This window comes from Psychrobacter alimentarius (genome assembly GCF_001606025.1).
Lineage (GTDB): Bacteria > Pseudomonadota > Gammaproteobacteria > Pseudomonadales > Moraxellaceae > Psychrobacter > Psychrobacter alimentarius.
Genome location: NZ_CP014945.1, coordinates 2116840 through 2128550, shown reverse-complemented (window position 1 = coordinate 2128550; position 11711 = coordinate 2116840). Strand labels below are relative to the sequence as shown.

The following is an 11711-nucleotide window of genomic DNA, read 5'->3' as shown; positions in this document are numbered from 1 at the left end:
TATGGCAAATAATTTTGTTTAAAGCGCTCAGTTGTCTGAGCATGATTTTAAATCTTTGGGTGCGGTATTATTTACATTCACCTTTCACATAGCCTACTGCTTCGGGCATATTGCAAGCAGAGCAAGCATTGCCTGCTGTACGGTAACCAATTACGGAACCGACCTTGGTTTTTACACAGACTGGATCATACTGCATGGTACACATGGTATCTCCAGCATTCGCGTTAGAAGGCGGGCATTGAGTAAAGCTGCCTTGAGGTAGTGTATTGCTGGTCTTAGTTGGCTGAGTAGGTGCGGTATTTGTGTCTGGACTCGATAAATAACTACAACTTGTCAGTGCCATTGTTAGGGTTAAACCAAGTAAAGAAGATTTAAGCAAATTGATCATCATGGTATGTCCTTATGAGATGAAGATGGTGATTTTTGTTACCGACATGCTGCTGTCTTATTGATAGTAGCGCATTTATAAGCGACCATCTATAGGGTATCGTTTTTAAAATATAATGAGGCTAATGAGGTTAAAAGTATCAACAAAAAAGCCCAAGCTTGTCAGACAGCTTGGGCTTTAATATAAGTATTACTGCTATCAAAATATCAAATAAGCAAGCTGACTTTATTCAGCTGGTTTATCATCTTTGTTGATTTGAACATATTTATCAAAGTTTTGCGCATAATCTGTTAAGTTATCGCTTAACATCTGACGATACTGTTTGACATAGAATTCAACGATATCGTCTTTTTCTTTGGCAAAGTCGTCACCTTTAATAAAACCGATAGAGGCGACTGACGCACTATAGCGTGCGGCTGCATACAATAAAGAAGCACCTACTTGTCCAGAATGTGCTTCTGGCCCCAATTGGCTATTTGCAACACCGATAATGGCATCAGCGCGCTGGTAAAATGCCTGCATTTCAGGGGTGATCTCAATGTTTGCATCCACATTGTTGTCTTGAGTGTTGTTGTCTTGAATATTGTCTTGAGACATAAGCGACTCCTAATAAGTGTCGGAATTTTAAGTTTATAAAAATGGTTTATAAACGATATAAAGTAAAATTTCTATAAACCAGCGTCTGCTTTTAAGATCTCAGCTTTGTCTGTTTTTTCCCACGTAAAGGCGGTTTCTGAGCCCAAACGACCGAAATGACCAAAAGTAGCGGTTTGCTGATACATTGGCTGCAATAAATTGAGCATGCGAGTAATGCCATAAGGACGCAAGTCAAAATGCGTACGAATCAGACGAATGATCTCATCATTGCTGATTTTATTGGTGCCAAAAGTATTGACAGAAATAGAAGTCGGTTCAGCGACACCAATCGCATAGCTGACTTGTATTTCACAGCGCTCAGCCAGTCCTGCTGCTACGATGTTTTTTGCAACATAACGCACCGCATACGCTGCGCTACGATCCACTTTTGAAGGGTCTTTACCACTAAATGCACCGCCGCCATGACGCGCCATACCGCCGTAAGTATCAACAATGATTTTACGACCTGTCAGTCCTGCATCACCAACAGGGCCACCGATGACGAATTTGCCAGTTGGATTGATGTGATAGCGTGTACCTGCATGTAGTAGCTCAGCTGGTAATACGTGCTTGATGATAGATTCCATCACTGCTTCTTGCAGATCCTTTTGCGATATGCTTGGATCATGCTGGGTCGATAAAACAACGGCATCAACTGCGATGGGCTTATTGCCATCATATTTTAGGGTAACTTGCGCTTTGGCATCTGGACGTAACCACGGTAGCTCTCCTGCACGGCGTAGCTCAGACTGACGTTCCATTAAGCGATGAGCGAATTCGATAGGAGCGGGCATTAAGACGTCAGTTTCGTTACTGGCATAACCAAACATTAGACCTTGGTCACCTGCGCCTTGCTCTTCAGGATCACTGCGATCAACCCCTTGAGCAATTTCAGGAGATTGCTTACCAAGCATATTGATGACAGCACAAGTTTCGCCATCAAAGCCCAAATCTGAATGATGATAACCAATGCCATTCACAGTATCACGAACCAGACGCTCCAAATCGATATTGGCAGTTGTAGTAATTTCACCTGCTAATATCACCGCACCTGTTTTGACCAAAGTCTCGCAGGCCACACGTGCATGCAGGTCTTCACTCAAGATAGCATCAAGGATAGCGTCTGATATTTGGTCAGCCATTTTATCAGGATGGCCTTCACTCACAGATTCTGAGGTAAATAAGTTGTATTCACGCATAATGGGATCGCTTAATTGCAGGGACTGTAGTTTACGCACTCAGTCATTATTAAATGTATAGAAAAATAAAAGATGAAAAAGAATCAAAAAATTAGCGTATTTTAACGTGTATCGAGGCAAAACTCTAGCGATGGATAGCATTATGAGGTAACCAAGCCTTGATCAAGGGCGATAAAAGTCATCGATATCACTATTTTCTTGCCAACGATATTCGGTATAGGTGGCAATGTGACGTGCGGTCTCTACATCATGTCTGTCAGCAATAAAACCGAGTGCCATGTCCATGCCAGCACTCACACCTGATGACGTATAAAACTTATCATCGACTACCCAGCGTGCTTGCTTTATCCAATGGACGTTATCAGATTGCAATATTACCCATTGCCACGACAGCTTGTTAGAGGTGGCGCGCTTGCCATTCAAAACTCCTGCCTTAGCCAACAAGGCGCTACCAGTGCAGACGCTAAGCACCCAATTCGCTTGTTCGACAAGCGCTGTGATGATCTGCAAAAAAGACTGGTTTTGCACCAATTGCCTAGTACCCATCCCGCCTGGCACCAATAAAATATCAGTCTGATCGTCTAATTTTGTGACGGCAGTCGTTTGCATAGCAACACCATGCTTGCTGCGAATAATACCACCAGTCATCGAGGCAAATTGAATGCGATAATACTCAGGCATACTTCCAAACATCTCGATAGGCCCAAACAAATCCAAAGTTTCAAAGTCGTCAAACAGCAATGCGGTGATCGTATTCATTTGATTCTCCTTAATATGACAATGATTTTTATAACGATAAGTAACCATCCATGGCAACTAGAGTTCAAAATTTTTGCTTTACCTATTGATATAAACGATAGGGTAATTTATCGAAGTGGTAATGATAGCCTGACGTATAATCCATCGTTACGGGTTGAAACGCTATAGGTCAAAAAGTTATAGTTCTAAAAACGTGGCTTTGTCTTTAAACATACACTCGCCATAGACAGGGCAGGCGCCGCATTTCGGTGTGCGAGCTTGACAGGTATAGCGACCGTGCAAAATAAGGTAATGATGCGCATCAACGATGAAGTCGTCTGGAATACGTTCAACCAGTTTTTCTTCTACAATCAAGACGTTTTTACCAGTGGCAAGCCCCGTGCGATTGCCGACGCGAAAGATGTGCGTATCGACCGCCATCGTTGGTTGTCCAAACGCTGTGTTTAAAACCACATTGGCTGTTTTACGCCCAACGCCCGCTAGTGACTCTAAATCTTTGCGATTATCAGGGACAGTGCTATCAAATTTCTCAATCAAATCGCGGCAGGTTTTGATGACGTTTTTGGCTTTGGCGTTGTATAAGCCAATGTTTTTAATGTACGCCTTTAAACCGTCTTCACCCAATGCCAATATCGCTTCAGGTGTATTCGCTACTGGATACAATTGCTGGGTAGCAATGTTGACACTCACATCCGTTGCCTGTGCAGACAATATGACGGCAATCAATAACTCAAAATTGCTGGCATAATTGAGTTCAGTAACTGGTTCATCAATTGTCGCCGCCAGTTTTTCAAAAAATGGACGTACATCACGATTGGGCATTCTTCTCGATGGCGGTGTATCGGCTGTTTTATGTTTGACAGTTTTACTCATAATATTTTATTAATGAATGTTATTGGGCAATGAATGAGTCAAGCTCTTATTTTGGCTATTTTATAGCAATTCAACAGCGCGTATTGTGTATCAAATGATTAGAACTGTAAAAGCTCGGCCTGTAGCGCCTCAAGCTCAGCTTGCTTTTGCTCATTGGCACGAACGCTCAGTTGTTTTTCCAGTTTCTTGATCTTAGTACGTAATTTGGCCGCGGCAATGGTATTTTTTGCTTGAGTCTCACTGATATTGAGAGATTGGCTCGCTGCATTGTTCAGTTTGGCCTCTACCATGCTGACCACTGGTCTGCTATTGCTGCTATCTGCAAGCTGTTCGGTCACTCGTCTTAAATGCGTGTGATAGCGCAGTCTCAAATCTTCTTGCTCGGCTTCTCGCTCAGAGACAGAAACCTCGCGCTCTATCGTGACCAAGTCAATACAATCAACGGGACAAGGCGCGATACATAGCTCGCAGCCAGTACAGAGGTCAGTAAATATGGTATGCATGTGTTTACCAGTACCAACAATAGCATCAACGGGGCAAGCAGGAATACACTTGGTACAGCCAATACAGTCATCCTCACGAATCACCGCACGCACCTCAGTAGGTCTGGCAGAGGCAGTATCTATTGGCCATTGAGAGGGAACGGCTTTAAGGGGTATCTTATGAGTGTTAGGATACAGAATCTGAGCGATGGCGTCAGTGACGGGTTGCCCACCAGGTACGCATTTATTGTGTGGCTCGTTATCTAAGACGATGGCAGCGGCGTAGGGCAAACAGCCATCTGGATGCTCACAAAGACCACATTGAGTTTGCGGTAAACAAGCATCAATACGTGAAATTTTTGCTTGTACATCAGTAGGCAGGGTGTCAATGTGCAATGACGTAAACAAGATGGGGAGGTCTGCCAAGCGAGTTTGTTGAGCATCTTGAGAATGGGTGTCGGTTTGGGACATGGTATTGCAGGCCTTAATATCGGTCATTATCAAAGGTTGTCTCCTATATCTGTCAATAAAGAGACAGACAAGTGACTATTACAAAAGGCTATTAATTGGGCACTTTATCGGTATATCACAAGTTTGTGTACGGAGGTTATATGGTCAATAGCAACCAACCCAGCTATAGCGATTGCTCTTTTGCCGCGAAAGATTAACACATTTGAAGCTCTAACACAGTATAGTCAAATACTAAGATTATGAGGGTAAAATTAAAAAATCATGACGAGAGCATGAGGTATTTGGCTCAAAAGTGATACTGATTATCAGCATGAGAAAACAATCATTGTCGAAGCGCCTACTCATCAAAGCACTTGAGCATAAAATCGATTAATAAATGCATACGATAAGGCATGTTATCACGGTCGCGATAGAGCATCTGACAGCCTCTTGGTTGGTTATGCCAATCGGGTAATACCTGTTGTAAATGTCCTGACGCTATCAAAGGCTCAGCATCATAATCGGGAATAAAACCCAGACCAATACCGTCTGCGATAGCCCTTGTCAACAAGCTGATGTTATCGACCTTTAGACGGACATTGTGCATTGGCTGGTGTGCTTGTACCTCACCTGTTGTGCGATGTTGCAGATGCCAAGTCGACATAGGCGTACACAATACGGTAGGGTAGCCTGTCAAATCGCTGGGTACGTGAATAGCAGAGATATTGGTATTACTTGAGGCACAAATCATAAAGCGAATATTGGTCAGCTGTCGTCCAATCCAATGATCAGCACTGTGCTCACCGATGCGAAAAGCGATATCAATGGCCTGTGCTTCTATATCAATGGTTTGATTGGATAGTCGCAAATCCAAATGGATATCTGGATATTGCTTTAAAAAGGCATTGAAATAGGGTGCCAAAATATCGCTGCCAAAGTTGACAGGGGCACTGATTCTAATCGTACCTTTGGCTTGGTTTTTATCTTGTAATAAGCAAACCGCGACGTTTTCTAATTCGTCAAACAGATGGGCGCTACTTTTATAATACTGTTGTCCTGCATGGGTTAGCTGTACGCGATGCGCATCACGATTGAGTAATCTGAGTGCCAGATCGGATTCTAATTTGGCAACGCGGCGGCTCAATGTTGATAGCGGCATATCTAGCATGACAGAGGCTTGACGAAAGCTGCCGTATCTGACAACGGCGCAAAAGCTGCGCATGTCATCGAGGGAGTAGTTAAATTTCATATTCGGAATCTATGCTCTCGTTATTGCTTGTTTATACCGTATTTAAAATATATACACTGGTGGTTATCTTTTCGCAAGTTTTTGGATGTAATATGAGCCGTTCCGCGAATACCAATGCCGTACTATGTCTGTTACTGTGCACGTTTTTTTGGGGTGCAAGTTTCCCTGTTGGCAAACATGCTTTGGGAGAGGTCAATGCCTTAACCTTAGTCATGTGGCGCTTTAGCATTGCCGCTGTGTGTCTGTACCTTTATGCAAAATATAAGCACATGCCAATGCCGAATCTCACGCCAAAACAGTGGGTGTGGGCAATTGGTGTGTCCATCATTGGTGTTGGTGGCTTAAATCTGGGTCTGTTCACAGGCTTGGCTCAGACCAATGCTAATAATGGTGCGTTGATTATGGCCCTCAGCCCACTAGTAACGTCCTTGATTGGTTCTGTGGCGCAGCGTCAGTTTCCTACCAAGGGCGCGCTGTTTAGTTTGGTGGTTTGTCTCTCTGGAGTGCTACTGGTACTGACCGATGGCGCATTTGCCAAACTATTGGGGTTTGAGTTTAATCACGGCGATCAAATGATCTTTTTGGGCATGCTGTGCTGGAGTCTGTATACTTATCTGACCCAAGGCATTAGCCGCTGGATGCCAATGATTCCTTATACCTTGGTTGGTATGCTGTCAGGTCTGGGCGTCATCTCGCTGATGGTACTGTTTAGTGCAGAGGTGCACCCAATACAAGAAAGCCTAGTGATCAGTCGTGGCGTTCTTGTTGATTTGATATTTATTGGGGTCTTTGGCACGGTTGGCGGTTACCTGTTGTGGATTTCTGGCGTGAAACAACTTGGTGCTGCCAATGCGTCTTTATTCTTTAATTTTGTGCCCGTTTTTGCAGCGCTGACTGCATTCGCTTACGGTCAGCAAGTCACAATTTTACAGTTGGTCGGTATGATGATTGTCATCGCTGGATTACTAATACCCAGACTGTTCAAATGGCAACAGGCGCGTTTGGCAAGCCGAAAAGCCACTGTTTAAGTGAGATAGATAAACCAAACGCTTATAAGCTCACGCCTTGTTCATGAGCGACCAGTGCAATCAACTCATAAGCAATACTGCCTTTAAAAGGAATTTGGGGCAGGTTTGAAATATCAAAAAAATCTGCGTGGGTCAGCTCTTCTTCTTGAATAACGATATCACCCTCTGCATAAGTGGCTTTAAAACCAAGCATTAAGTTAGAAGGAAACGGCCAAGGCTGACTGCTTACGTAGCTTATATTGGTCACACTGATATTTACCTCTTCTGCGACTTCGCGTACCACGGCATGCTCCAAACTTTCACCTACTTCGACGAAGCCAGCAATCAAACCATACATGGCTGGCTGCTTTTGCACGCCATGGCGTCGATGCTGTGCCAGTAAGATTTGCATTTCTCCCGTTTTCGGATTGGGACGAGTGATGGCAGTGATGACACATGGCTGGACACGAGGATACTGGCGCAACTGACATACGGGACAGACCATCGCGCGTTCGTCCGTTTTAGTATGAACGGCAGGCGTGGCACAGCGACTACAAAACTGTGTATCTTCTTGCCAACGCAATAGCTGTATGGCTTGGCTGATTTGAGTAGATAGTGCAATAGGCAGCTGGGTAATGAGCTGTCTATAAGGCAAAAAATCGTATCCGCTATGGTCAGTTATTGTTGGCAAGACAATATTGTGTGCTAGGGCATAGGCATCAGTAATGGCGCTGGTGCTTTGAGCTGTGAAAGTGTCGGAATCGAAAGGATGGGCTTGAAAAGGATCAGAAGTAAAACCATCAGTCTTAGTCGCTTGATGGCCAAATTCAACGGAATTTTTTGGCGAACTATCAGTCAACCAATGATTGGGTGCCAGGCTCTCAAGTAGCGCCACTCGACCAATTTGATAGGTTGGCGAATGCTCGCTATCTTCTGAATGTGGAGCAGACTGCGGTAATTGAACCTGCAATGGCCACCAGCCATCAGATGTTTGATGACATAAAAGAGTGTCATCACGAAATACGAAAGCATGGGTCATATACGACATTCCAAAGCATTAAAAACAAGTTTGTAGTACGTGACATACAAACTTGTTTGAAGTAATAAAAATATAGAAAGTTCTATCGTAATGAAGAGTTAATGACATTACGATCAAACTGTATCGACACTAGGCTGCCAATAACGCGCTTAAGCTTTGTTGACCGACATTAAGCGCCTGCTTACTGACAGGACGATTGTATTCCAAACCTTCTAAATGATAATCAACCGCCATAATAATATCGGCAATATAGGACAGGGTATCATCTTCTATGCGACGTCCACTTTCGATACGCTGTTCAATATAGTTAGCCAATTGACTGAGCATGCTGGCGGGGGTTGGCAGTTGCAAAAAGCGTACAGCTCCTGATACTTGGCGCATCATCTCGGGTACGTTTTGAATATTCAGTAAATCTCGTTCTGGCTCAGCCAAATAGTCAGTGATGGCTTGTTCGGCACTGGCAATCGCGGTACGACTCTCTTGTATCAAGGTATCATTGGCAGTATTGAGCTGATGCAATGAGATATGAGGGTTGTTCAATGGCAAATAAATAGCGCCTGGGGTATGTGTTTCTGCCATCGCGATGGTGGCATTTTCGGCATGCATCAAGGCCAATAATAAATGATCAAAATCCTCAGGTGCAGGCGCTCGCCAATGCTTGACCGCTTGTGCAGCTGTACTGAGACTGCTGGCGGCACTTGTTAGACCAAGCAGTCGTAGTGCTGAGCTCAATGCAGTAAGTTCGTCAGTAATCTGTGCTGTCTGCATGTCAGCAGGATTAATGGAGTCACCGCGAGCGTAACTGTCTACATCTTCTTTAATTGTGTTGATTTGGGTTTGAATAATCGTGTTTAAAGTATCAGTCAACGTACGATTAGGCCCAAATAAAAAGCGCTTCATCTGTTCAATCTGAGGCCCTTCTAATTGGTTGTCAGCGTACAGTTCACGCAGTTGCTGCGCCTCAATAGTGTTACGCTGGCACGCAAAGCTGACCAAATCAGCAAAACGTCTATCCATCACTGGTAGATAGCTTTGGAATTGTTGCTCCAAATAAATAAAGATGTGTTTTTGACTCAAGGTCAGCGGCAACAGGGTGGCGATATCAGTGACAGCGGTATTGGCTGCTTGCCAAAATAAGCTGTCGGTCTTTGAGGCAATCAGCGCACAGGCCGCACTCATGGCATCGACTTTTTGTTGCTCATCTGGGCTAATGTTGCCATCTTGATTGAGTAGAACCACGCTAAGCCCACTACGATAGGCATAGGTCAACAATTCGTTATCGATATCGAGCTCTTTGAGTGGCTGAAAGTTGCTTTCAGGATTGGCAATAATAACGCTACTGCTACCAAAAGCAGAAAAATAATCTGCTGAAATAAGGTTTTGGTGACTATGAGCGTTCAGTTTGTTGATCACTGGCAATAATAAAATGGGCTCTACCGACTCCGTCAATAGTACAAATTCGACATAACGCTCAAGTGTCATAATGGCTTCTGATAGATCCATAATCAAATCGATATCATTATTATCACCATTGTCATAAAGACGCTGCAATCCATTGGCAATAGCTGTATTTAAGACTTCAGCACCGACCAAAGAGATCAGTTTAAAAATATAAGATAACTGCTTTAGGACAACGATAGAATCTAGCAGTAAAGGTGCCTGACTGTCATCGTCATTGAACTCACCCAGATGAATCTCGGCATCTTTTAGCGTTACGATAATCTCATCATGCAGCAAATGTAGTGAGGGTAGATTGAAATCAGTGATACTAAGCGTGGGAGCGGTTAATTTCATTTGCGCAGACTGGTCCATAGTTATTTTTCCATAATGTACTGATGAGAATGGCGATGGGTTAGATAATGCTAAAAGTAGGTATGGGTGCTGTTTTAACGCTGATTATAATCATGAATGCTGTACTGTAGAATTGGTAATATCAAAAACGGTCACGATCGATAACTACATATGGGCTTTGAGCTCAGGGTAGTCCTCTGAAAGCGAGGTGTACCACTGTTGGTTTGCGTCTTCGTCTGTGCTTGACGCCAGCAATAAAGCGGCTAGATCGCTAAAATTTGCATGGGCAGTTTGTCCGCCCTCAGTTTGTGCATCTTCCTCAATGGCAAGCGTGACCTGCCCACCTGTCATCGCTAAATATACTTCAGCCAAAATCTCTGAGTCAAGTAAAGCACCATGGAAAGTACGATCTTGCTTACCCACATCTAAACGTCTTACTAAGGCATCTAGGGTGTTTTTTTGCCCCGGATACTGCTGTTTTGCCATGGCCAAAGAGTCAGTCACTCGTACCCGCTCGGCAAAGTCATTGAGACCAACTTTAGCAAACTCCATGTTTAAGAAGTTCATATCAAACGAGGCGTTATGGGCGATGATTTCTGCCCCATCCATAAAGTCATATAGCGATTTTGCCACTTGATCGAAGGTTGGCTTATCCGCTAAAAATGCCTCAGAGATACCATGAATGCGAATGACTTCCTCATCCATACCGCGCTGTGGGTTAATATAGACATGCAGTTTTTCGCCAGTGAATTTACGCCCAACCATCTCGACGATACCAACTTCGATGACACGATCGCCTTTTAGCGCATCAAGTCCTGTGGTCTCGGTATCCATAATCAGTTGACGGTCAGATTCATGACGATGTTTTGGTTCAGGTAGCAGCGGCTTAAAGTGCGGATTGGCACGACTGGTATCACCATCGAATTTGACACCATCATCCGCTACCTCTGACAGTTTGCCTTCATTCATTGTATCGGTCATTGGGACAGATGTTGGTACATTCATTGGTACATGGGCTTCTGGCATATCTATGGTACTCATTGGTTTGGTCGCATGAGGCGGTGTATGAGCGTGTGCTTCATAGCGATTTGTGTCTATTATAGCGTCTTTAGCCATCATATTATTGTCATTGTTATGACTTTCTAGTGGCTCATTATCAAGCTCTTCATCAAGTTCGTTCTCTTCCATATCCAGACCTAGAGGGTCAAAACTTAACCAGTCATGACCAGAAGCCGCTGATGCATCGTCAGTCATTATGGACACTTTTTTTTTAGATAAATTCTGTGTGTGCAGGGCTGATGAATGATCGCTACTGGAGGTGACGCCTAGGTTTGCCAATTCGTCTGCTTTTTCGTTGCCGGTATGTCCAGCATGACCTTTTACCCAATGCCAATCAACATCACGTTTTTGGGTCAACGCATCCAATTGTTGCCAAAGATCTTGGTTGGCCACAGGTTTTTTGCCCGCTGTTTTCCAGCCTCTTTTTTTCCAGCCCTCGATCCATTCTGTAATCCCTTTTTGGACATAACTTGAGTCGGTCCAAATCTCAAGTTTTTGCTCAAGAGGACTGTGCATCAGTGCTTGTATGGCACCCATCAACTCCATACGGTTATTGGTCGTCTCTTTATCACCGCCATATAAATCTTGCGTGCTACCATCGCTGAATATAAGGTGCGCGCCCCAGCCACCAGCACCAGGATTGCCCTTACAGGCACCATCCGTATAAGCCACAGTGGTATTCGCTTTGGCGGCCAATGGATTCATCGTGCTATTTGTGTTCAATGAGGGTATGTTGCGATTGTCTGACATAAAAATATATTGACCTGATAAATGCTAAA

At 44.0% G+C, this 11711-nt stretch carries 11 protein-coding genes; 1 reads left to right on the top strand and 10 read right to left on the bottom strand.

The annotated features are described in order from the left end of the window. Positions 1-67 precede the first annotated feature (67 nt). The 7 genes from A3K91_RS08660 to A3K91_RS08630 all read right to left on the bottom strand — a co-directional run bounded on the left by A3K91_RS08660 (position 68) and on the right by A3K91_RS08630 (position 6036). Positions 68-391 carry a hypothetical protein gene (locus A3K91_RS08660; protein WP_062844898.1) on the bottom strand — a complete coding sequence of 108 codons (324 nt, stop codon included), beginning with the start codon at positions 389-391 and terminating at the stop codon, positions 68-70. Positions 392-613: 222 nt separating this feature from the next. Beyond that, positions 614-910 (bottom strand): DUF3144 domain-containing protein, encoded by a 297-nt coding sequence (locus A3K91_RS08655; RefSeq protein ID WP_062845958.1) that lies wholly within the window; start codon positions 908-910, stop codon positions 614-616. A gap of 146 nt (positions 911-1056) precedes the next feature. Continuing rightward, complete coding sequence (metK, locus tag A3K91_RS08650; protein ID WP_062844897.1) at positions 1057-2223, bottom strand: methionine adenosyltransferase; 1167 nt, start codon at positions 2221-2223, stop codon at positions 1057-1059. A 162-nt stretch (positions 2224-2385) separates the two neighbouring features. Next, complete coding sequence (locus A3K91_RS08645) at positions 2386-2982, bottom strand: DJ-1/PfpI family protein (RefSeq protein ID WP_062844896.1); 597 nt, start codon at positions 2980-2982, stop codon at positions 2386-2388. A 177-nt stretch (positions 2983-3159) separates the two neighbouring features. Further along, complete coding sequence (nth, locus tag A3K91_RS08640; protein ID WP_062844895.1) at positions 3160-3855, bottom strand: endonuclease III; 696 nt, start codon at positions 3853-3855, stop codon at positions 3160-3162. 98 nt (positions 3856-3953) lie between these two features. Then, positions 3954-4808, bottom strand: a complete 855-nt coding sequence (locus A3K91_RS08635; protein ID WP_062845957.1) for an RnfABCDGE type electron transport complex subunit B — start codon at positions 4806-4808, stop codon at positions 3954-3956. Positions 4809-5145: 337 nt separating this feature from the next. Next, on the bottom strand, positions 5146-6036 hold the full coding sequence (locus A3K91_RS08630) for a LysR family transcriptional regulator (protein ID WP_062844894.1): 891 nt from the start codon (positions 6034-6036) through the stop codon (positions 5146-5148). Between the two features lie 92 nt (positions 6037-6128). Between A3K91_RS08630 and A3K91_RS08625 the strand changes: the two genes are divergently transcribed. Then, a complete protein-coding gene (locus A3K91_RS08625; protein ID WP_062844893.1) occupies positions 6129-7064 on the top strand; it encodes a DMT family transporter in 936 nt (311 codons plus the stop codon). A 22-nt stretch (positions 7065-7086) separates the two neighbouring features. Here the strand turns inward: A3K91_RS08625 and nudC are convergent, their stop codons facing one another. The 3 genes from nudC to dnaQ form a co-directional block, all read right to left on the bottom strand. Then, complete coding sequence (gene nudC, locus A3K91_RS08620; protein ID WP_062844892.1) at positions 7087-8082, bottom strand: NAD(+) diphosphatase; 996 nt, start codon at positions 8080-8082, stop codon at positions 7087-7089. 129 nt (positions 8083-8211) lie between these two features. Next, positions 8212-9894: a hypothetical protein gene (locus A3K91_RS08615; RefSeq protein WP_062844891.1), complete on the bottom strand. Its 1683-nt coding sequence runs from the start codon at positions 9892-9894 to the stop codon at positions 8212-8214. A gap of 144 nt (positions 9895-10038) precedes the next feature. Then, a complete protein-coding gene (gene dnaQ, locus A3K91_RS08610; RefSeq protein WP_062844890.1) occupies positions 10039-11682 on the bottom strand; it encodes a DNA polymerase III subunit epsilon in 1644 nt (547 codons plus the stop codon). Between the last annotated feature and the right edge of the window lie 29 nt (positions 11683-11711).